Below are 22537 nucleotides of genomic sequence, written 5' to 3' on the forward strand. Positions count from 1 at the left end.
CAACACACTTACGCAAACTGAACGGTCTGGAAACCTTTGCGTCTCGCAACGCCCTCGCTAGCGCGTCGCTCACGAAGAACGCATTCGCATAACAGTGTCTACCCATATGTCGGGACCATCCAAGGCAGCCGCACTGACCGCAATATCATTGTCTTTCATGACCATTGGCGGCTGCCAAATATCGTAATCTGGATACGGCTTTCCAATATTCCGTGATTCACCTGGCAAAACCGCTGTTTTTTGATTACCGAAATTTATACAAAAATACTCACCCTCAACGGGTGTAATGCGATCATGCTGAAACAGTTTAACCGGATATAAATTTCCATCGCCCAGATCGAAATTCCGCAAAACAGCGGCGCATTCTCCAGAAACTGTCCGTGCCCCGCCAGCTAAGAACAGGTGCGGCTGTTTCTTTTCTTTTTTGTTGCGGTACTTCGAGTACATTTCTTTAGGAAAGTGCTCAGCGGCCAAGGGCTCACCCGCTTGATTGCGCAGCATTGCACTTAATCCCTGCTTCTCGTTTTCAAGAAGGATATCGCTGTCAAACGCCCGATTGTTCGTCGGGCTGGCCATAGCGTCGCTGATCCAGACTGTGGGTTTCTTTGTCCGCGCCATTGCTCTACCCCGCGTCGGTCTTGCCCCGCCGGTCCGACCGCAACGAGGCATACAGGACATGCGTCCGCCACCGCCCATTGATCTGCAAATACGACTGCGCCACGCCCTCGTATTTGAAGCCCGAGCTTTCCAGCAATCCGCGCGACGGTTTGTTCTCGGGCAAACAGGCCGCCTCGATCCGGCTCAGGTCCAGACGTGTAAAGGCATAGTGGACCACTGCGCCGATGGCTTCGCGCATATACCCCTGCCGGGCGAACGCCTGCCCTGTCCAATAGCCGAGTGTTCCGGCCTGCGCCGGGCCGCGCCGGACATTGTCCAGGGTGATCGCGCCCATCAAAACGTCATCACTGCGCCGGAACAGAAACAGCGGAATTGCGGTTCCGCTGGCCACCGACCGTTGGGCCCAATAGACCCGGTTGGTGAAGGACTTGCGGCTCAGATGGTCCTTGGCCCAGATGGGCTCCCACGGCACCAGATAGTCCTTGGACGCCCGTCGCAGTGCGGTCCAGTCGTTGAAGTCGGAATGTACGGGCGGGCGCAGGCTCAGCCGCTCGGTTTCGAGTTTCAGCTTGCGTCGGCCCAGCAACATCACGCCGCGCGCCTCGCCTGCAACTCCTCCAGCGATGGCGCGCCCGAGACGGGACCATAAAGCGCCAGCGCCGCTGGGGCCTGAATGGCCATGTCTTCGGCAAAAGCGCGCACATCCTCGGTGCAGACCGCATCGATCTTTGCCACGGTGTCTTCAAGCGAGGGCACACGTCCCCAGATCTGCACCAGCCGCGCCAGACGCTCGGCCCGGTTTGACGGGCTTTCCAGCCCCATCAGCATCCCGGCCTTCATCTGGGCCCGGGCGCGGGCGATCTCTTCGGCGCTCATGTCATCAGCGGCGCGCTTCATCTCATCGATGGTGATCGTCGCCAGTTCGCCCACCTGATCAGCGGACGTTCCGGCATAGATCGTGGTCGTCCCGGTATCGGCATAAGCCCCGGTCTGCGCGAAGATCGTATAGCACAGCCCACGCGACTCACGCACTTCCTGGAACAGGCGCGAGGACATGCCCCCGCCCAAAGCGGTCGAATAAATCTGGGCGGTATAGATCGCATCATCGCGATAACCGGGGCTTTCCAGCGCCAGTGCGAAATGCGCTTGTTCCAGCTCTTTCTCCTGCCGCGCTTCACCGCCGGTGAAGCGGGCGGTTTCCGGGATCAGGCCTTTGCGAGGTTGCAAGTGGCCAAACATCTCTTCGGCCATTTTCATCAGGGTATCGTGATCCACAGCACCCGCCGCCGATAGGATCATCTGCTCCGGTCCATAGTGTTCAGCCACAAAACCCGAGAGGTCTTCGCGCGAAAACGCGCTGACCCGTTCGGACGGTCCGAGAATGGTGCGACCCAGCGGCTGATCGTGATAGCTCTGTTCCTGCAACCAGTCAAAGATCACATCGTCGGGCGTATCATAGGACTGACCGATTTCCTGCAGGATCACGCCACGCTCGACCTCGATCTCGCGCGGGTCGAAGATCGGGTTCAGAACGATGTCGCCGATCACATCCATCGCCAGCGCCACGTCGTCTTTCAGAACGCGCGCGTAATAGGCCGTCACCTCACGCGAGGTATAGGCGTTGATGTAGCCACCCACATCCTCGATCGCTTCGGCAATTTGAAGCGCAGAACGCCGCTCGGTTCCCTTGAACGCCATATGCTCAAGGAAATGCGCGATGCCGTTCTGCTCAATCCGCTCATGCCGCCCACCGGCGGTTACCCAGATGCCGATGGCCGCCGATTGCAACCCCGGCATATGTTCACTGACGATACGAAAGCCGTTCTTCAGTTGGTCTTGTCTGACTGTCACTCAGCGATATGCCTTCTGATATGATCCTCAAGGGCACCCAGATCGTTGGCAATCCGTGTCACCCGTTCCGGTCGTTCATACAGATCAGACATGCGGGATGGAAGGGGGGCATGTTCCCCGCTCGCCTTCTCGACCGCTGCCGGGAATTTGGCCGGATGCGCAGTGGCCAGAGTAACCATCGGCGTGTCCGTGCGATGCTCTTCACCGACCTTGATGCCAATCGCCGTGTGCGGGCAGACCAGTTCAGCGCTGTGCGCCAGCGTGTGCTTGATTGTCTCCAGCGTTTCATCCTCGGACACGCGTCCCGAGTCAAAACTCTCACGCAGCGATTCCATCGCACCTTGACTGACGTTGAAGCCACCGGTTTTCAGCTCATCCATCAACTGCGCCACGGCACTGCCATCCTCGCCATAGGCATAGTACAGCGCCCGTTCAAAATTCGAGCTGACCTGAATATCCATCGACGGGCTGATCGAGGGGATGGTCTCTCCCTTGAAGTACCCCTCACCCGACAGACACCGGTGCAGGATGTCGTTCTGATTGGTCGCCACCACCAGACGGTCGATGGGAAGCCCCATGCGCTTGGCCAGATAGCCCGCAAAGATGTCGCCGAAATTGCCGGTGGGCACCGTGAAACTGACCTTGCGATGCGGCGCACCAAGGCTGACAGCGGCCGAGAAGTAATAGACGATCTGCGCCAGAACCCGCGCAAAGTTGATCGAGTTCACACCGGCCAGCTTGACCCCGTCGCGGAAGTCGAAATCGTTGAACATATCCTTTAGCGCGGCCTGACAATCGTCAAAGTCCCCATCCACGGCCAGCGCGTGTACGTTACTGTCGGCGGGTGTCGTCATCTGGCGGCGCTGCACCTCAGACACCCGGCCATGGGGAAACAGGATGAACACATCGACCGCGTCCAGCCCCCGGAACGCCTCAATCGCGGCCGAGCCGGTATCGCCACTGGTCGCGCCCACGATGGTTACACGGTCATTGCGCCGCTTCAGCGCCACCTGAAACAGCTGGCCGATGAGCTGCATCGCAAAGTCCTTGAAGGCCAGCGTCGGCCCGTGGAACAACTCCAGCAGGAAGTGGTTTTCGTTGAGCTGCTTCAGCGGAGCGCGGGCATCGTGGCCGAACCCTTCATAGGCACGGGCGATGATGTCTTTGAACTCATCTTCCGAGAACGAAGCGCTGACATAAGGCCACATCACACGGAACGCGATTTCCTCATAGGGCAGACCGGCCAGAGCGGCGATCTCGTCATGGCTCATAACCGGGATCTCGGCGGGCAGGTACAGGCCGCCATCACGGGCCAGCCCGGTCAACATCGCTTCTTCAAATGTCAGTTCGGGCGCCTGCCCACGGGTCGAGATGTATTTCATGTCGCTTCACTCTCAGACGGGGCGCGGCTGCGCCACAAGAAATATGCGGTCATCGCGGCCCAGACCAAGGCCAGACCAAACCATGTAATTGCGTATTGCAGGTGATCATTCGGAATGCCCGCCGTGTCCACGGGCAGAGGCGTCACGCCCGGATCAGTCTCAGACCGCGCGATCAGCAGAATGGGCTCGGCCCCCAACGCAGCGGCCAGATTGGGCACGTCGCGGGCGAACCAGATATTGGCGTCAATATCGGGTTCGGGCGTATAGCTGTCGATCTCATCGGGCCAGTGCAGGTTGCCGGTGACCTCCATTTGCCCTGTCTGCCGCGCAGTGTCTTTCGCGCTCACCGGAACAAAGCCCCGATCCACCAGAATGGTCCGACCCTCAGTGCTGAAAGACTGGATGATCCGATACCCCGCACCAACCTGCTTGACCGAGACCAGAACGTGGATTTCTCCCGGTTCCATCTCGCCCGAAACCGTGACCGGAAGGTACCTGTCAGTGCCAGCCGCGACCTGATCCGGCAGAGCCACAGGGTCCGCAGAAATCCGACTTTCGATATCGGACAGAACGCCCCTCTTCCACGCCAGCCGCTGAACCTGCCACATCCCCAGCGACAGCAGGACTGCCAGACCGGCAATACCAAATATCAGCGGAAACAGGATACGGCGCATGACGGGACCAAGTCTGGTTGCTTCGGGGGCGTTTCAACGGCGTCTTGTTAAGGGCGGCACATACTGGAATGCAACCACGCAATTGTATGGGGCGCAATCTTGTGCCCCGGATAGAGAAAAAGCCGCCCCAAGGGGCGGCTTTTGCAATTGGATCATCTGAGGCCGATCAGAATAGCGGGGCCTGACCCCAAATGTAGACGGCGAAGAACAGGAACAGCCAGACAACGTCCACGAAGTGCCAGTACCAGGCGGCCGCTTCAAACCCGACGTGTTTCTCGGGCGTGAAATCCCCTTTCAGCGCCCGGATCAAGCAGACCGTCAGGAAGATTGTACCGATAATCACATGCGCGCCGTGGAAACCGGTCGCCATGAAGAAGTTCGAATAGAACTGGTCGCCACCAAATTCCCAGCCTTCATGGGCCAGCAACTCATAGTATTCAAAAGCCTGCAGCGCGGTAAAGGCGATACCCAGAACGATACCGATAGCCAGGCCCTGCACCAGCGCCTTGCGGTCGTTGTTGTGCACCAGCGCGTGGTGTGCCCAGGTGATCGCGCAGCCTGACAGCAACAGGACCAGCGTGTTGATCAGCGGCAGATGGAACGGGTCAACCGCGTGGATATCCGGCTGGATGTACTCGGTGCCGGCATAGTCGTACATCGGGTACATGCGATGTTTGAAGAACGACCAGAACCAGGCAAAGAAGAACATCACCTCGGACATCACAAACAGGATGAAACCATAGCGCAACCCGATGCGGACGACGGGCGTGTGGTCGCCCTGACGGCTTTCGACCACCACTTCGGACCACCAGGCGAACATGGTGTAGAGCACACCCACCAGCCCCATCCAGAAGATCCAGGCGGTGATGCCGTGCATCCAAAGGACGGCTCCGAACAGCATCACAAAACCGCTGACCGCGCCGATCAACGGCCAGATCGAGGGGTTCAGAATGTGGTAGTCATGGTCTTTTGCGTGTGCCATCAGCGTCCCTCACCTACAGGCGTTAGTTCTTGTTTGTCTCAGCCTGCACGTCAAGGGCGGCATAGCCCTCGGGCAGGTCAATTTCGTAGAATGTATACGACAGAGTGATCGTATGCACATACTTGGCTTCCAGATCCTCGACCATTTCGGGGTCGACGAAAAAGCTGACGGGCATCTCGACCCGCTCACCCGGTTGCAAAACCTGCTCTTCAAAGCAGAAACAGGCGATTTTCTCAAAATACCCACCGGCGGAATAGGGCGTCACATTGTAGGATGCCTGTCCCGCAATGGGTCGGTCGGTCGGGTTATAGGCCTCATAAAAGGCCAGACCGGTTTCGCCGATGCGCACTTCCATCTCGCGCACGACCGGTTTGAATTCCCAAGCCATGCCTTTGGCCTTCGAGGCATCGAACCGCACGGTCACAACGCGATCCAGCACATCTTCGGGCGCGGCTTCGGCCACACCCGTGGTGCCGCCAAATCCGGTGACACGGCAGAACCAGTCGTAAAACGGCACCGCCGCCCAGGCGAGGCTGCCCATCAGGACAACCACACCCACGGTCTGCGCAACCGTTTTCTGCGGACCCGACAACGCCATCAGTTCTGCACCTCTTGCGTCGCCATGTTGAAATCGGTGCCTGACACCTTGACGATGGTCAGACCGAAGATGATCACAATGAACGCGGCCAGCGTCAGGCCGACGCCCAGATTGCGGCTGAACCGGCGCTGATGCAGCTCGTGGCTTTTGCGCAGGCTCATGACCAGCCTCCCAGCCCATAGGGCTTCAACAGGGCCTCGGCCAGAATCGCACCAAAGTGCAGGAACAGGTACAGCAGCGACAGCTTGAAGAAACTGCGCTCGACCTTGAAATTGTCGGCTTCCGAGTCGTCCTCGGTCCGGCGCGAAATTTGCCACGCGCCGCGCAGGAACAGGGCGTTCATCACCACCGCAACGGTCAGATAGATTGGGCCGCCGATGCCCGAGAATGACGTCCCGACCGCCAGCAGCGCCAGCAGAGCCGTATAGACCAGAATGTGCCAGCGCGTCGCACGGCGTCCGTGGGTCACGGTCAGCATCGGCACGCCCGCATCGTCGTAATCGGACCGCATGAACAGCGCCAGCGCCCAGAAATGCGGCGGCGTCCACATGAAGGTCAGGGCGAACATCAACCACGGCTCCAGCGTCATCGATCCCGTAGCCGCGACCCAGCCGATCACAGGCGGGAAAGCTCCTGCGGCGCCGCCGATCACAATGTTCTGCGGTGTCGAGCGTTTCAGCCACATCGTGTAGACGACGACATAGAAGAAGATGGTGAAGCCCAAAAACGCGCCTGCAAACCAGTTGGTCGCAAGCCCCAGCATGATCACCGACAGACCGGACAGCGCCAGACCCAGCGCCAGCGCCTCGCCCTCTTCAACCTTGCCCGAGGGGATGGGGCGGCCCTTGGTGCGCTTCATAACGCGGTCGATATCCGCATCCCACCACATATTCAGCGCACCTGACGCACCACCGCCGATGGCAATGAACAGAATGGCGCAGAAACCTACAAACGGGTGCACAGGCACCGGAGCCGCCAGCAGCCCGACCAGAGCGGTAAACACCACCAGCGACATCACCCGCGGCTTCAGCAAGGCGAAATAGTCGCCGAAGCTGGCCTCGTCCGCGCGGGGCTGCGCGGTGACGGTGCTGGCGTTGAAGCTTGCGTCGCTCATGTCCGGTCCTTTTCGGGGCAAAAGCTGCGCGAAACCCGCGCAGCCCGCATGTTTTACCTAACCCGAGATGGGCTTAGTTCGAGGCCACCTGATACGCAGCAGGCTGACCCGCATACTCTTCCAGAGCACCCTGCAGCCATTCCTCATACGCCGCTTCGCTAACCACTTTCACGGTGATCGGCATATAGGCATGGTCCTTGCCGCACAGTTCCGAGCATTGGCCGAAATAGATGCCTTCCTTATCGGCCTGGAACCACAGCTCGGCCAGACGACCGGGCACACCGTCCTGCTTCACGCCGAACGAGGGGATAGTCCACGAGTGGATCACGTCGGACGCAGTAACCTGCATCACGATGACCTTGCCCACGGGCACCACAACGGCGGTGTCAGTGGCCAGCAGCCACTCGTCTTCGCCATAGCCTGCATCGGCCAGTTTGGCGCGCATTGCATCATCCAGAACAAACGGGGTTACGTCTGCATCCGCCGGGCGTGCACCTTCGTCGAGTGTGGCCGGATGGCCAAGCAGATAGCTGTCAAAGGCGAAATCGTGATCGACATATTCGTAGGTCCAGTACCACTGGTTCCCTACCACCTTGATGACAACGTCACCTTCGGGAATTTCCTGCTGTTTGAACAACACAGGCAGCGAAAACGCGCCGATAAAGACCAAAATCAGGATCGGGCCCAGAGTCCATGCGACCTCGACCGGCGTGTAATGCGAGAACCGCGCCGGCGTCGGGTTGGCCCGCTCGTTGTAGCGCACAATGCAATAGACCAGTAGGCCGGCGACAAAGAGACAGATCGCTGTGATGATCACCAGAATCAGACCGTCCAGATCCCGAATCCCTTCGGCAAGGCTGGTGGCTGCAGGTTGGAAGCCCATGCCGCCATCGACCGGCTTGCCAATAATCTCAAGCTCCTGAGCCATGGCGGGAAGGCTGGAGAGGGCTGTCACAAGCCCCGAAAGCATCAAAGCATTCTTCATTTTCTGTCCTGATCGTTTGATCTTTGCGTCCCTGGCGAAAAGGTGTGAATCGGTCGCACCTCTCCCGTTGTCTTTGGCCGCGTTAAAAACCATATTCCGTCGGGTAGATAAAGCAAAATGCTTGCGTCAAACAGACGCTATTTTTGATCTGGATCAAACCCGAAAGGTCGCAACCGATGACTCAGGCCCCGTTTCGCCCCTTTGAAAGCACTCTTCCGCAGGATGAGGCGCTTGCGGTTCTGCAGACAGCCACTGCCGGAGCCGAGGACGGAGAGCTGTTTATCGAGAGGCGGAAATCCGAATCTCTGGTCTTTGACGATGGCCGTTTGCGCACCGCGTCTTATGACGCGTCCGAGGGGTTTGGCCTGCGCGCCGTACAGGGAGAAGTGGCCGGATATGCGCATTCGACCGATGTGTCGATCCCGGCGCTGAAACGTGCCGCTGAAACGGCCCGGCTGGCCGTGGGCGAAGGTGGCGGTACCCTGTCTGACGCCCCCCGCTCCACAAATGTTCGTCTGTACACAGACGAAGATCCGATCGAGTCCGCTGATTTTCCGGTCAAGATTGAGACCTTGCGCGCTATCGACGCCTTTGCCCGCGATCTGGATCCACGGGTGGTACAGGTCAGCGCCACCATCGCCGCCGCCGTGCAGGAGGTCGAGATTTTGCGGCCTGACGGCGTGTTGGTGCGTGACGTGCGCCCAATGACCCGCCTGAACGTCTCGGTCATCGTCGAACAGAACGGACGGCGCGAGAGCGGCTCGGCCGGTGGTGGCGGTCGCGTCGGGCTGGACGGGTTGATTGATCCAGCAGACTGGCAGGGCAAAGCGCGCGAGGCGCTGCGCATCGCTTTGGTCAATCTGGATGCGGTACCCGCCCCTGCCGGTGTGATGGAAGTCGCGCTCGGCCCCGGTTGGCCCGGTATCCTGCTGCACGAGGCCATCGGACACGGGCTTGAGGGCGATTTCAACCGCAAGGGCAGTTCGGCCTTTGCCGGGCTTATGGGGCAGCAAATTGCCTCGAAAGGGGTGACGGTCGTTGATGACGGCACGATTGCGGACCGTCGGGGCTCGATCACCATGGACGATGAAGGCACGCCCAGCTCGCGGACGGTGCTGATCGAAGACGGCATCCTGACAGGATATATGCAGGATCGCCAGAATGCGCGTCTGATGGGCGTCGCGCCCACGGGCAACGGACGGCGACAAAGCTATGCGCACAAACCGATGCCGCGCATGACCAACACGATCATGCTGGGCGGAGATGCGGACCCTGCCGCACTGGTGGCTGACATCAAAGACGGTATCTGGGCCGTTGGCTTCGGCGGCGGTCAGGTCGATATCACCAACGGCAAATTCGTCTTCTCCTGTACCGAGGCTTATCGCGTCGAAAATGGCAAGATAGGCGCGCCTGTCAAAGGTGCCACGCTTATCGGCGACGGACCATCCGCCTTGAAACGCATTCGAGGGTTGGGCAATGACATGGCGCTGGACCCTGGTATGGGCACCTGCGGCAAAGACGGTCAATGGGTGCCGGTCGGTGTCGGGCAGCCGACAGTTCTGATGGACGGGCTGACCGTGGGTGGTTCGGCGGCCTGAGACAGAATCAGCGAAAGAGCAAGAGCGCAAGGCTAACACCGCGCGCTCTTGGATCGCAGCTGAACCGCAATCCGCACCAAGAAAATTCGTACGAATTTTCTCTTCCGCCTCAAATACATAAGCAAACTCTCTACGTCGATTTCGGAAAAAATCGCATCTAATTTTCTTCGATTTACAAGCTGTTAACCCCATTCGCCGTAAACCAGTTCTGCAATCAGGCGGAGCATCGGATGACCGAAGAGCAGCTTTCTTCCAATCACCCCACACTCCCACCCACCACGGAAGAGGACCGGTTCTCCTGGCTTCGTCTGTTGCGCTCACGCAAGGTTGGCCCGGCGACGTTTCGTCGGCTGCTGCGCGAACATGGCTCAGCGCAGAATGCGCTGGCCGCGCTGCCTGAAATGGCGCGCGCTGCCGGAATCAAAGGGTATGAAATCTCCCCCCCCGGCGTGATTGAGGCAGAACTCAAGGCCGCAAAAGCCGCCAATGCGCGGCTTTTGTGCCTTGGTGCCACCGATTTCCCCACGTCTCTGACTGACCTGGTGGACGCACCACCTCTGCTCTGGGCAATCGGAGATGTCTCGCTCTTGCAAAAACCTGCAATCGCCATGGTCGGTGCGCGAAACTGCTCCTCTCTCGGTGCGCGCATGGCGCGCGGGCTGGCGACTGATCTGGGGAAAGAGGGGCACGTCATCGTCTCGGGTCTGGCCCGGGGCATAGACACTTCGGCCCATCTTGCGGCGCTCGGAACCGGGACCATTGCGGTAATGGCGGGCGGCGTAGATGTCATTTATCCGGCTGAGAACACGGATCTCGCGCGACAGATCGCATGCCAGGGCCTGCGCCTATCCGAACAACCGATGGGTGTCACACCCCAAGCCCGACATTTTCCGCGACGCAACCGAATTATCTCGGGCCTTGCACAGGCGGTCGTGGTGGTCGAGGCTGCGGCAAAATCCGGTAGCCTGATCACGGCTCGCGACGCCCTGGACCAAGGTCGAGAGGTTCTGGCCGTTCCCGGACATCCCTTTGACGCGCGCGCAGCCGGTTGCAATCTGTTGATTCGCGACGGCGCGACGCTCGTGAGGTCTGCCGAGGACGTGATCGACGCCTTGCCGCGACAACATGATCTGTTTCGCGAACAGACGGAACCACCACGCCCCGCGGCGCCCCTACCTGCCGCAGCGCTGCAGGCACAGATTTTGGCGCGACTTGGCCCCTCTCCCATCGCAGAAGACCAGCTGTTGCGCGATATTGCAGCCTCGGCTGGCGAGCTCGGACCAGCCTTGGTCGATCTGGAACTCGACGGTCGAATCCAACGTCAGCCCGGTGGGCTCTTGTCACTGGCAGATTGACGACTTATCGCGCGTCGCGGCAAAGCGTGCGGTACCGGCGCAATGGCGGATAGCACACTGGCCTCAAGCCATTTTAACGTCTGCAAAAGGAACGCATTGACAATCCCGTCTTGCCCCACACATTTTGCACCACCATATATGGCGCCTATTTCGTCGAGCGAGGATTCCCCTTAAATGCCCGTAGTTGTTGTAGAATCTCCGGCCAAAGCAAAAACGATCAACAAATATCTCGGCCCCGACTACACGGTTCTGGCCTCGTACGGCCATGTGCGGGATTTGCCGCCCAAAGACGGATCGGTCGATACCGACCACGAATTTTCCATGAAATGGGAGGTCGGGAACGACAGCAGAAAGCATGTCAAAGCCATCGCTGATGCGCTGAAAGAGGACAACGCCCTGATCCTCGCCACCGACCCTGATCGCGAGGGCGAGGCGATCAGCTGGCACCTGCAGGAGGCGCTGACCAAGCGGCGTTCGATCAAGAAGGACACGCCGGTCAGCCGCGTGACCTTCAACGCTATTACAAAGGACGCCGTGACCGAGGCGATGCAGAACCCGCGTCAGGTCGATATGCCTCTGGTCGAAGCCTATCTGGCCCGTCGCGCGCTGGACTATCTTGTGGGCTTCAACCTCTCGCCGGTTTTGTGGCGCAAGCTACCCGGCGCGAAATCAGCAGGCCGGGTGCAATCGGTCTGCCTGCGTCTGATCGTTGAGCGCGAGATGGAGATCGAGGCATTCAAACCGGTCGAATACTGGTCGGTCCGGGCGTTGTTCGAAACTCCACGCGGGCAAACCTATGAGGCGCGCCTTGTCACTTATGCCGGCAAGAAGCTGGACAAGCACGACCTCAAAGACGCCACGCAGGCGGAATTGGCGGTACAGGCGATCACCAGCCGCGCGCTGAGCGTCACATCGGTCGAGGCCAAGCCCGCCGCCCGCAACCCCAGCGCGCCGTTCATGACCTCGACCCTGCAGCAAGAGGCCAGCCGCAAGTTCGGCATGGGCGCGCGGCATGCGATGCAGGTGGCGCAGCGGCTGTATGAAGCGGGCTACATTACCTATATGCGGACCGACGGCATCGACATGGCCCCCGAGGCCGTAGCCGCCACCCGCGATGCGATCTCGGACCGATATGGTGCCGAATACGTGCCGGACAGCCCGCGTATCTACAAGAACAAGGCCAAAAACGCGCAGGAAGCGCACGAATGTATCCGCCCAACGGATATGGCACGCGACACCAAGGCGCTGAAAGTCACCGATGAAGATCAGCGCAAGCTTTATGATCTGATCTGGAAACGTACCATCGCGTGCCAGATGGCGGCTGCTCGGTTGGAACGCACGACGGTTGAGATCGGTAGCGACGACGGTCAGGTCGGCCTGCGCGCGACCGGTCAGGTGGTTTTGTTTGATGGCTTCATGCGCGTCTATGAAGAAGGTCGCGACGATGTGGCCGATGACGACGAAAAGCGCCTGCCGCAGATCATGCAGGGCGATCCGGCGCGGTTTGCCAAAACCTCGCTGAAGGATCAATTCGCGAAGGCTGAGGACAAGGCCGCGATCCTGTCCGACAACGAAGCCGTGCTGGCGCTGCAGCACCACACGCAGCCGCCGCCGCGCTATACCGAGGCCACTCTGGTCAAGCGGATGGAGGAGTTGGGGATTGGTCGCCCTTCCACCTATGCCTCAATCGTCACCACGATTCAGGACCGCGAATATGTGCGCAAGGACAAGAACCGGCTGATCCCCGAGGAAAAGGGCCGGATCGTCACGATCTTTTTGCTGAACTTCTTCCGGCAGTATGTGGGCTATGAGTTCACCGCCAATCTGGAGGAAGAACTCGACGACGTCAGCGCGGGCGACCGGGACTACAAGGACCTGCTGGGCAAGTTCTGGCGCGACTTCTCGGCGGCGATTGGCGAGACCTCGGAACTGCGCATTTCGGAGGTGCTGGACAAGCTGGACGAGGCATTGGCCCCCCAGCTTTATCCGCCGCGCGAGGACGGTTCCGATCCGCGCATCTGCCCCAAATGCGGTCTGGGGCAGTTGCACCTTAAAACCTCGCGCACAGGTGGGTTCGTGGGCTGCGGAAACTACCCCGAATGCACCTATACCCGTCCCATCGCAGGCGAAGGGGCCGAGGGCGACGAACGGTTGCTGGGTGAGGATGCCGGAGATGAGATCTGGCTGAAATCCGGTCGCTTTGGGCCTTATGTGCAGCGCGGCGAGCCCACGCCCGAGAACAAGAAACCGCCGCGCGCCTCCCTGCCCCGAGGATGGAGCAAGGATGACATGGATCTGGAAAAGGCCCTGACACTCTTGTCCCTGCCCCGCCAGATCGGCGAACACCCGGAGGGTGGTATGATCACCTCGAATTTCGGGCGGTTCGGTCCTTATCTGATGCATCAGTTGGCCGATGAGGCCAAGCCGGTCTATGCCAACCTCAAAGACCCCAATGATGTGTTCGAGATCGGCATGAATCGTGCCGTCGAACTGCTGGCCGAAAAGCGCGCCAACCCGGGACGCGGACGGCGGGCGGCCGCGAAGGCGCTCAAAGAGTTGGGTGAACATCCCGATGGCGGCGCGATGCAGGTTCTGGACGGGCGTTACGGGCCTTATGTGAAATGGGAAAAAGTCAATGCGACCATTCCCAAAGACATAAAGCCCGAGGATGTGACACAGGAAATGGCCATCGAACTGGTCAATGAACGCGCAGCCAAGAAGGGCACCAAAAAGAAAGCCGCTCCGAAAAAGAAAAAGGCGGCAACCAAGAAAAGCTGACCCCAACCCAAGCCGCTTACACAAGGTTTGACCGGTCCGGCGTCTGTATCTGAATAAAACGGTCAGGTTGTGTGTTTCCTTTCAGACGCGACGTGAGGATGCGTTGCCGAGAAAGGGAACAAACACATGATCAGATTAGCCGTATTGGGCGCTGCAATGGTCTTTGCCTGCGCAGCGCAGGGACATGCAGGCAATAACGCTAAAACCGCAACCGCCGAGATCATCAACGCCCAGGGCGAGGTGATTGGCGAGGCCCATGCCACGCAGGGTCCAAACGGTGTGCTGCTACACGTCAAGGTCTCGGACCTTCCGCCGGGGAAACACGGGCTGCATTTGCACAGCCACGGTGTTTGCGAACCCGGCGAGGGCTTCAAAACGGCCAAAGGCCATGTCGGCAAGGTCGAAGGAGCCCATGGGCTGATGAACCCCGAAGGCCCCGAGCCGGGCGATCTGCCCAACCTTTATGTCGGTACGGACGGCACCGGCGAGATGGAGGCCTTCACGACCCTGATCACGCTGGAAGGCGGCGATCATGCGTTGCTGGATGCGGACGGGTCGACGTTCATCATTCATGAAAAGGCCGATGATCATATCACCCAACCGATTGGGGGCGCAGGTGGGCGAATAGCCTGCGGCATACTAAAGGCCTCGTAGGCAACTTACCGGCCGGGCACCGTAGAAATACCACAACCCCCTTGGATTCGTTGACTTCCCTGTGACGTGGCGGCACAACTCGGCCCAACACCACGTCATTGGGGGAGTTTTCCATGAAGAAAGTCTATGCCAATGCCACTGAGGCGCTCGATGGAGTGATCTCGGACGGCATGCTGATCGCCGCGGGTGGATTCGGCCTGTGCGGCATCCCGGAGCTGCTGCTTGAGGCGATCAAAGCCTCGGGTGCCAAGGACCTGACATTCGCCTCGAACAACGCGGGCGTGGATGATTTCGGCATCGGCATCCTGCTGCAGACCAAGCAGGTCAAGAAGATGATCAGTTCGTATGTCGGCGAAAACGCCGAATTCATGCGCCAGTATCTGAGCGGTGAGCTTGAACTGGAGTTCAACCCGCAAGGCACTCTGGCCGAGCGCATGCGCGCCGGTGGTGCAGGCATCCCCGGTTTCTACACCAAGACAGGCGTCGGCACCGTGATCGCAGAAGGCAAAGAGCACAAGGACTTCAACGGCGAGACCTACATCATGGAGGAAGGCATCTTCGCCGACCTCGCCATCGTGAAGGCGTGGAAAGCGGATGACACCGGCAACCTCGTGTTCCGCAAAACCGCCCGTAACTTCAACGTGCCTGCTGCGACCTGCGGCAAGATTTGTGTGGCCGAAGTGGAAGAGATCGTGCCGCGCGGCTCGCTGGACCCGGATTCGATCCACCTGCCCGGTATCTACGTGAACCGCCTGATTCAAGGCAGTCATGAAAAGCGCATCGAACAGCGCACCACCCGCAAGAAGGAGGACGCATAATGCCACAAGAAATTAAAGGGTGGGACCGCAATCAGATGGCCGCGCGCGCGGCAGAGGAGTTGGAAGACGGCATGTATGTGAACCTCGGCATCGGGATTCCGACGCTGGTGGCGAACTATGTGGGCGACAAGGACATCACGCTGCAGTCCGAGAACGGTATGCTGGGCATGGGGCCTTTCCCGTTTGAGGGCGAAGAAGACGCTGACCTGATCAACGCGGGCAAGCAGACGATCACCGAACTGTCCCGGACCTCCTATTTCGACAGCGCCACATCCTTTGCCATGATCCGCGGCGGCAAGATCGCCGCTGCGATCCTGGGCGCAATGGAAGTGGACGAAAAGGGCGATCTGGCCAACTGGATGATCCCCGGCAAGCTGGTCAAAGGCATGGGCGGCGCGATGGATCTGGTGGCTGGTGTCGGTCGCGTGATCGTCGTGATGGATCACACCAACAAGCATGGCGACTCGAAAGTGCTGAAAGAATGCACGCTGCCCCTGACCGGCCAAGGCGTGGTTGACCGTATCATTACCAATCTGGGTGTGCTGGATGTGGTGGAAGGCGGGTTGAAGATCGTCGAACTGGCAGACGGCGTTAGCGAAGACGAGATGCGCGCTGCAACGCAGGCGACGATCGTCGGCTGACAATCGTCTCGGACATGCAAAAGGCCCGCCCCTGTGCGGGCCTTTATGGTGTCAGCGTCTGAAACACACAGGCATCCGAGATGAACTGCGGCGGGGTCGTGCAAAGCGCGCTGGCCACCTGGAACGCGGCAAGGACCTTCGGCACATAATCCCGGGTCTCGGCATAAGGTGGAACACCGCTGTGTTTTCTCACTGCACCTTCACCCGCGTTATACCCGGCCAGCACAAGAATCGGATCGCTGCCGAATTCTTCCATCAGCCAGTCCAGATACCGCACACCGCCTTCAATGTTCTGCTCGGGTTTGAAACTGTCCTGAACCCCGAATCTCGCGGCTGTGGCCGGCATCAGCTGCATCAAACCCTGCGCCCCGGCAGAGCTGACCGCCTCGCTCCGTCCAGCAGATTCGACTGAGATGACGGCCAGAACCAACGCCGGTGAGACATTTGTACCGACTGTCGAGCGCAGAATATCGACCCCGCGCTGCTCGGCGATGTTCTGAAGCGTCTGCAACCGAGGTGCAGCCACACCGATCGAAGATGCGGCCCGCATCGCTTGCGGCAACCGCCCCGCGTTGGCCTGTGCCATATCTGGCGACACACGGCCCCAGAAGGCTTTGTAAGACCCGACGGGTTTGGGTGTTGTCGCAATAGGTGGCACGACCGACGCTGGAGGTTTGGTGCGCGCGATGATCTCGGGCACGGCCAACTCGGCCCCGGTACTCGGCGCGGCGGGCGAGGCATCATGCTGTTCTGGGGTGATCTGAATCGTCACGCGCGGGCGCTGCCCCGGCTTTGGCGCTTTTATACGTTTATATACGCCACGCGGTTCTTGCTCGGCCGTATATGCGGGCATAGCGCCCGAAATGAGTAACGCCGTCACGGCGGCGCATGCGACTGCGTCCCGGAAATACATTTGCCTGCCTCTGCTTTCTTGTTTTTTAGTATTTTGAACCCCGAATCCGCCCGCAACACCAGAAAAACTAAGTCAAATGGGGCAATTTCGCCTCATTTGCCGCCATTTTGCATCGCCGCCCATAACGCCCTCAAAAAAGATTCAGAATATTTATATTTGATTACAGTGAGTTGCGTAATTTTTTGCGAAAAAGTTAAGGTTTGAGAAAAAAAACCGGTGTTTGGCCCAATTCCTGCCACGCACAAGGGGCAAAACTATTCCCATACCGAGACGAACGGGAGCGGACTGAGAGAGAAAGCTCTGGAAGACGCCGAGGTTAATTTACTTTTTGATCCTTTAGGAGGGACGTACCATGATCAAGTTCATCAAGAACTTCCGCAAAGACGAAGACGGCGCCGTAACTGTAGACTGGGTCGTTCTGACCGCAGCTGTTGTTGCTCTGGCAGCCATTGCATACGGCCAGGTTAAAGCCGGCGCCAGCGATCTGGCAGGCGACGTTGAATCGGCACTGAAAGGCGCCAACGTCGGCACCATCGTACTGCGCTAATCTAGCAGTTACGTAAAAAGAATTGGGGCTGTGCCTTCTTTAAGGCATAGCCCCTTATTTTTAACACCAACTTGATGGTCCGATATGTTTACTAAATATCAGCGTTTTTTGAAGGATGAGTCCGGCGCCATCACTGCCGATTGGGTCGTTTTGACCGCCGCAATCGTCGGCCTCGGCGCGCTGGCCTTTTCATACCTTTCCGGTCCTGTCCAAAATATTGACGCGCAAACCGGCAAAGCACTTGCAGATGCGGATGTGGGGACTTTGGTCATCCGCTAGGGTTAGCGCGTATTCTGGGGTGGCGGGTGAAAAACCCCAGGCAACATGCGGAGCCTGCTAAAAATCTCAGGATTGTCCCCCTTTTCGACACAATTCGCCGCTAACAGATTCGATGAGTTAGGTTTGCGCTGTGCGCGCAAGCTGAAATGAACAACTAAGAATAAAGGGGACGCGAATGCGTGCAGTATTTGGACTGGTCCTGATCATAGGGGTCGCGTTGGCTGCTGGTGCAGTTTATCTGGCTCGCGAATTCATCGCCGAGAATCAGGCAAAGCTGGAACAGGAGCGTCTGTTGCGCGAACAAGCGCAGGCCAACGCGCAGACCGAGGTGGTTCCGACCGTTGGCGTGCTCGTCTCGACACGTGCTTTGCGATACGGGGAAAAACTGACCAAGGAAGACGTACGGGTCGTACAATGGCCCGAAGACGCGATTCCAGAGGGCAGTTTTGTCGACATGGCGGTTCTGTTCCCGGAAACCGGCGACAACGAACGGTTCGTGTTACGCGCAATGGAAATAGACGAAGCTTTGATGGAGGTTAAGGTAACCCGCCCCGGTGAAGCGGCTGGCTTAACCTCGCGCCTGGAAAAAGGTATGCGCGCATTCACAATCAGTGTTGATGTGGCATCCGGCGTTTCCGGCTTTCTGCGCCCCGGTGATAATGTGGATGTCTATTGGACCGGATCGTTGCGCGGCGCAATCGAAGGTGCCAACGGCGAGATTACGCGCCTGATTCAAACCAGTATCGAGCTTGTTGCTGTTGACCAGACGGCGGGATCCGATCTGACCGGTGCAACCATCGCCCGCACCGTGACAGTAGCCGTCACCCCGGAACAGGTTGCGGCTCTGGCTCAGGCTCAGAACACGGGTCGCTTGTCTCTGGCGTTGGTCGGGGTTCAGGACGACACCATCGCAAGCGCAATCGAAATTGATCAGCGTAAATTGCTGGGAATCAAAGAGGCGGCTCCGGTTCCTGTTGTGGCCGAAAAGAAGGTTTGCACCATCAAAACACGGCGTGGCGGTGAAATTGTCATGACCGAGATTCCCTGCACAAACTGACGCCTATTCAGACTGTTAACAGATCGGGGCCGCACATCTTGTGTGGCCCCTTCTTTGTGGTTGTTGCGGAATATCCACATAAGGAAAATTCCAGAAACCATTGATTATTGCAATAAATCCGGAATTGACGCAGGGTTTCGAGACATAGGGCATTAGACCCAATAAAAATCGAGTGGTGATCGGAGAGGCAGGTCACATGAAATTACGTTCCTGGATTGGCGCGGCCCTGATGGGGCTGGCGCTTACTTTTGGTCCTGTCGGCGATGCCGCCTGGGCTCAAGATCTTCGCGTGGTTAAAAAAGGGACAGTGGAAACACTGGACGTTCCCGTTAACCGCGCAATTGTGGTGGAAAGCGAACAGCCGTTCGCCGACATCAGCATTGCCAATGCCGGCATTGCAGACATCTCAACCTTGTCGGATCGCACGATCTATGTCTTGGGCCGCGCGCCGGGCATGACGACTCTGACCTTGTTCGACGGCGCAGGTAATCTGCTGACCAACGTTCGGGTTCGCGTCGCACCGGATGTGACCGAGTTTAAAGAGCGTCTTCGTCAGATTCTTCCGAACGAAACCATCGAAGTTCGGACCGCAAATGACGGTATCGTTCTATCCGGCACAGTATCCAGCAGTGCCCGTCTGGCGCGCGCGCTGGAGCTTGCAGAACGCTATGCGCCTGAACGGGTTTCGAACCTGATGAGCGTTGGTGGCGTACAGCAGGTCATGCTGAAAGTGCGTTTTGCGGAAATGAACCGCTCAGTTGCCAAGAATCTCTCGGCATCGCTGGGGATCGGAGGAACGGATGTCACCGCAGGTATCAACACCTTGAACAACCAAGGTGCGCTGAGCAACGCTTTGGCCAACAATATTCCATTTGCCCAGACCAATACAGGCGCGGTTCTGTTTGGCTTCGGCGCGGGTTCGACGCAGGTTCGCTTGTTGTTGGAAGCGCTTGAATCAAAAGGTCTTGCGCGCAGTCTGGCTGAACCGAACCTTTCGGCTTTGTCCGGACAGGAAGCAGAATTCCTGGCAGGTGGCGAAGTACCGATTCCGGTTCCGCAGGACGATGGCGCGATCGCGATTGAATATCGTGCATTCGGTGTTGAACTGTTGTTCACGCCACGCGTTACAGACGGTGACTTGATCAACCTTGAGATGGGCGCGTCCGTATCGAGCATCGACCCGACGTCCAGCTTTACCATTCAGGGCGACTCGGTCCCCAGCTTCATCGTACGTGCGTCGAAAACGACCGTTGAATTGCGGGATGGAGAAAGCTTTGCCATCGCAGGCCTGATTCAGGATGACTTTACGGACCTGAGCAACCAAATTCCCTGGCTGGGCGACGTCCCTGTCCTTGGGGCTTTGTTCAGAAGCGCGGAATATCAGCGCGAGCAATCCGAACTGGTCATCATTGTCACGGCACATCTCGTGTCGCCGACCCGCGGCGAAGCATTCGCCTTGCCCACAGATCGCGTCAAACCGCCCAGCGAGTTTGATCTGTTCGTCAACGGCCGTGTTGCCCGGACCGAACGCGCCGGAAACGGTGCGGCCTCGGAGATCGCCAAACAGGACTTTGGCAGCTCTTATGGCTACGTCCTGGATTGATTGAAAGGATAAGACCAATGCAAAAGTGGATCTTAACACTGGGTCTGTCGGTTGCTGTCGCCGCCTGTACACGTGAGGCCGGTTACGAAATCGACCAGGGTACATTCGGCAACGCCAACTTCAACAATATCCAAGTTGCGACCGGCAAGCTGACATACGGGCAGATTCTTGGGCAGCGATTCGCAGCCGAAGTGCCAACCCAGATCAACTTCGCTTTCGACAGTGCGAAACTGGATGCCACCGCCCAACGCATACTGGTGCAGCAGGCCAACTGGATCAAACAGTTCCCCGAAGCGCGGTTCCGTGTCTATGGACACACGGATGCCGTGGGATCGGCGGCCTATAACAACAGCCTGGGCCAGCGCCGTGCAAATGCGGCTGTCGCGTTCCTGACGCGGCAAGGCATCGCGCGAAATCGTCTGGAAGCTGTCGCCTCGTTCGGCAAAAGCCAGCCTCTGATCGATACGCCAAACAGAGACCGCCGCAATCGCCGCACGGTGACCGAGGTTTCAGGCTTTGTCGACAACCATCCCCTGCTGCTGGATGGAAAATACGCCGAGGTCATCTATCGCGAATATGTCGAGAGCGCGACCCGGGAAAGCTATATCCAGAGCGAGGACTCGGGCGAGTCCGAATAACTCTACAATAAAATGTGATTGGGCGGCATCGTCGCCCAATTCCCAACAATTGGTTCTTTTGCGCCCAATTCTCGCCCAACTTCCAAGCGACCTTGACAACAATTGGGTGACCTGCGGCCAAGTTTGACCGCATCGGGCGACAGCATACCAGAACTGACCCTTCAGCGTTCATACGGTTTGCTCAGCCCTCACGACGAGGATTGTGTTAATGACGAGCGCGACGCCGCAAGACGAAAATTCAGCCATTCTGGCCTGCACCATCAGCCGGGACGTCCAGAACTTCGACCTGTTGATCGAAGATATGGAAGCCGAACTTGGCGAACGATGGGGCGACCTGGGGTTTGCCGAAGCTCTGGCTTTTTTCAGCCAATCCGAGGCAGAATCACTGCAATTTGTGGCACTTGCACTGGACGGTGAAGACGAAGACAACCTGACGCTGATGGGGGAAATCATCACTCAGGCCAAGGAAAAGGGCATCAAGGTCGTTCTGATTGCCGAAGACGTCTCTCCGGCATCGCTTCACCAGCTCTTGCGCAAGGGGGCGGATGAGTTTGTCCCCTACCCGCTTCCGGAAAACGAATTGAGCGAAGCCATCGCGCGTATGAATGCGCCCGACCCGGTTGCGGTGGCGCAGGCGGCGGTGCCACTGACGGCGGGCGATTCGAAGGAAGGCGCCCTGTTTGTGGTACACGGTCTTGCTGGCGGCGTCGGCGCGACAACGCTGGCGGTAAATCTGGCCTGGGAGCTGGCAAATGTGTCGGCCAAGGAAAATCCAAAAGTCTGTCTGATTGATCTGGACCTCCAATATGGAACGGTATCGACCTATCTGGACTTGCCCCGCCACGAATCCGTCTTTGAGATGCTGTCGGACACCGACTCGATGGACGAAGAGTCCTTTGGACAGGCATTGCAGACATTTGAAGACAAATTGCAGGTTTTAACCGCCCCTTCCGATATGGTGCCATTGGACATCATCACGCAGGAAGACGTGCAACGTGTCATCGATACGGCCCGTCGGCATTTCGACTATGTGATTGTGGACATGCCCAAAACACTGGTTCATTGGTCCGAAACCGTGTTGCAGGCCGCTCATGTCTACTTTGCCATGATCGAACTGGACATGCGCTCGGCCCAGAATGCCCTGCGCATGAAGCGAGCCCTTCAGGCCGAGGAACTTCCGTTCAACAAGCTGCGTTTTGCCATGAATCGCGCGCCGAAATTCACCGATCTCAGCGGCAAGGGTCGGGTCAAGCGGATGGGTGAAAGCCTGGGCATTTCCATCGACCTGTTGCTGCCGGACGGTGGCAAACCCGTCATGCAAAGCGGCGATCACGGTCTGCCGCTGGCCAATTCCGCCGCCAAGAACCCGCTGCGCCGCGAAATCGCAAAACTTGCACAGTCGTTGCACAGCCTTGGCAGCAGCGACGCTGAAGCAGCATAACCCGAAGGAGA

At 58.6% G+C, this 22537-nt stretch carries 23 protein-coding genes; 12 read left to right on the forward strand and 11 right to left on the reverse strand.

Features of this window, described 5'->3' with window-relative positions; genetic code table 11:
- Positions 1–69: 69 nt before the first annotated feature.
- The 10 genes from ACR0K4_RS07765 to coxB form a co-directional block, all read right to left on the reverse strand.
- Entirely contained in the window at positions 70–618 is a 549-nt protein-coding gene (locus ACR0K4_RS07765; RefSeq protein ID WP_480853497.1) for a hypothetical protein, read from the reverse strand.
- 4 nt (positions 619–622) lie between these two features.
- A complete protein-coding gene (locus ACR0K4_RS07770; protein WP_480517997.1) occupies positions 623–1207 on the reverse strand; it encodes a GNAT family N-acetyltransferase in 585 nt (194 codons plus the stop codon).
- Positions 1207–2469, reverse strand: a complete 1263-nt coding sequence (locus ACR0K4_RS07775; protein ID WP_480853498.1) for a M16 family metallopeptidase — start codon at positions 2467–2469, stop codon at positions 1207–1209. Before ACR0K4_RS07775 ends, ACR0K4_RS07770 begins: the two co-directional genes overlap by 1 nt.
- Positions 2466–3851, reverse strand: a complete 1386-nt coding sequence (gene thrC / locus ACR0K4_RS07780) for a threonine synthase (protein ID WP_480853499.1) — start codon at positions 3849–3851, stop codon at positions 2466–2468. The genes ACR0K4_RS07775 and thrC overlap by 4 nt, the downstream gene beginning before the upstream one ends.
- Positions 3848–4525: an SURF1 family protein gene (locus ACR0K4_RS07785; RefSeq protein ID WP_480853500.1), complete on the reverse strand. Its 678-nt coding sequence runs from the start codon at positions 4523–4525 to the stop codon at positions 3848–3850. Before ACR0K4_RS07785 ends, thrC begins: the two co-directional genes overlap by 4 nt.
- Positions 4526–4691: 166 nt before the next feature.
- Complete coding sequence (locus tag ACR0K4_RS07790) at positions 4692–5507, reverse strand: cytochrome c oxidase subunit 3 (protein WP_480517741.1); 816 nt, start codon at positions 5505–5507, stop codon at positions 4692–4694.
- Between the two features lie 22 nt (positions 5508–5529).
- Positions 5530–6105: a cytochrome c oxidase assembly protein gene (locus ACR0K4_RS07795; RefSeq protein ID WP_480517739.1), complete on the reverse strand. Its 576-nt coding sequence runs from the start codon at positions 6103–6105 to the stop codon at positions 5530–5532.
- A complete protein-coding gene (locus tag ACR0K4_RS07800; RefSeq protein ID WP_162896804.1) occupies positions 6105–6266 on the reverse strand; it encodes a hypothetical protein in 162 nt (53 codons plus the stop codon). The genes ACR0K4_RS07795 and ACR0K4_RS07800 overlap by 1 nt, the downstream gene beginning before the upstream one ends.
- Entirely contained in the window at positions 6263–7219 is a 957-nt protein-coding gene (gene cyoE, locus ACR0K4_RS07805; protein WP_480517737.1) for a heme o synthase, read from the reverse strand. The genes ACR0K4_RS07800 and cyoE overlap by 4 nt, the downstream gene beginning before the upstream one ends.
- A 73-nt stretch (positions 7220–7292) precedes the next feature.
- Positions 7293–8204, reverse strand: coding sequence for a cytochrome c oxidase subunit II (gene coxB / locus ACR0K4_RS07810; RefSeq protein WP_480517735.1), 912 nt, complete (start codon positions 8202–8204; stop codon positions 7293–7295).
- 176 nt (positions 8205–8380) lie between these two features.
- Here coxB and tldD point away from each other — a divergent pair, with 176 nt between their 5' ends.
- The 6 genes from tldD (at position 8381) to ACR0K4_RS07840 (ending at position 16048) form a co-directional block, all read left to right on the forward strand.
- Positions 8381–9802, forward strand: a complete 1422-nt coding sequence (gene tldD, locus ACR0K4_RS07815; protein WP_480517733.1) for a metalloprotease TldD — start codon at positions 8381–8383, stop codon at positions 9800–9802.
- A 230-nt stretch (positions 9803–10032) separates the two neighbouring features.
- Complete coding sequence (gene dprA, locus ACR0K4_RS07820) at positions 10033–11157, forward strand: DNA-processing protein DprA (RefSeq protein WP_480517731.1); 1125 nt, start codon at positions 10033–10035, stop codon at positions 11155–11157.
- Positions 11158–11331: 174 nt separating this feature from the next.
- The gene (gene topA / locus ACR0K4_RS07825; protein ID WP_480853501.1) at positions 11332–13935 is read left to right on the forward strand and encodes a type I DNA topoisomerase; all 2604 of its coding nucleotides are present in this window, start codon (positions 11332–11334) and stop codon (positions 13933–13935) included.
- A gap of 126 nt (positions 13936–14061) precedes the next feature.
- A complete protein-coding gene (locus tag ACR0K4_RS07830; RefSeq protein ID WP_480853502.1) occupies positions 14062–14589 on the forward strand; it encodes a superoxide dismutase family protein in 528 nt (175 codons plus the stop codon).
- Positions 14590–14702: 113 nt separating this feature from the next.
- Positions 14703–15407: a CoA transferase subunit A gene (locus tag ACR0K4_RS07835; protein WP_480517725.1), complete on the forward strand. Its 705-nt coding sequence runs from the start codon at positions 14703–14705 to the stop codon at positions 15405–15407.
- Complete coding sequence (locus ACR0K4_RS07840) at positions 15407–16048, forward strand: 3-oxoacid CoA-transferase subunit B (protein ID WP_480517723.1); 642 nt, start codon at positions 15407–15409, stop codon at positions 16046–16048. Before ACR0K4_RS07835 ends, ACR0K4_RS07840 begins: the two co-directional genes overlap by 1 nt.
- A gap of 43 nt (positions 16049–16091) precedes the next feature.
- On the opposite strand, the gene ACR0K4_RS07845 is transcribed toward ACR0K4_RS07840, so the two are convergent.
- Positions 16092–16961, reverse strand: coding sequence for a lytic transglycosylase domain-containing protein (locus ACR0K4_RS07845; protein WP_480853503.1), 870 nt, complete (start codon positions 16959–16961; stop codon positions 16092–16094).
- A gap of 352 nt (positions 16962–17313) precedes the next feature.
- Here ACR0K4_RS07845 and ACR0K4_RS07850 point away from each other — a divergent pair, with 352 nt between their 5' ends.
- The 6 genes from ACR0K4_RS07850 (at position 17314) to ACR0K4_RS07875 (ending at position 22526) form a co-directional block, all read left to right on the forward strand.
- Positions 17314–17508, forward strand: coding sequence for a hypothetical protein (locus ACR0K4_RS07850; RefSeq protein WP_480517719.1), 195 nt, complete (start codon positions 17314–17316; stop codon positions 17506–17508).
- Between the two features lie 84 nt (positions 17509–17592).
- Positions 17593–17787: a hypothetical protein gene (locus ACR0K4_RS07855; RefSeq protein WP_480517717.1), complete on the forward strand. Its 195-nt coding sequence runs from the start codon at positions 17593–17595 to the stop codon at positions 17785–17787.
- 175 nt (positions 17788–17962) lie between these two features.
- Positions 17963–18844, forward strand: a complete 882-nt coding sequence (gene cpaB, locus ACR0K4_RS07860) for a Flp pilus assembly protein CpaB (RefSeq protein ID WP_480517715.1) — start codon at positions 17963–17965, stop codon at positions 18842–18844.
- A 196-nt stretch (positions 18845–19040) separates the two neighbouring features.
- Positions 19041–20447: a type II and III secretion system protein family protein gene (locus ACR0K4_RS07865; RefSeq protein ID WP_480517714.1), complete on the forward strand. Its 1407-nt coding sequence runs from the start codon at positions 19041–19043 to the stop codon at positions 20445–20447.
- A gap of 17 nt (positions 20448–20464) precedes the next feature.
- Positions 20465–21085 carry an OmpA family protein gene (locus ACR0K4_RS07870; protein ID WP_480517712.1) on the forward strand — a complete coding sequence of 207 codons (621 nt, stop codon included), beginning with the start codon at positions 20465–20467 and terminating at the stop codon, positions 21083–21085.
- A gap of 208 nt (positions 21086–21293) precedes the next feature.
- Entirely contained in the window at positions 21294–22526 is a 1233-nt protein-coding gene (locus ACR0K4_RS07875; RefSeq protein WP_480853505.1) for a CpaE/TadZ family protein, read from the forward strand.
- Positions 22527–22537 lie beyond the last annotated feature (11 nt).

It is taken from the genome of Ruegeria sp. K11, from assembly GCF_056531905.1.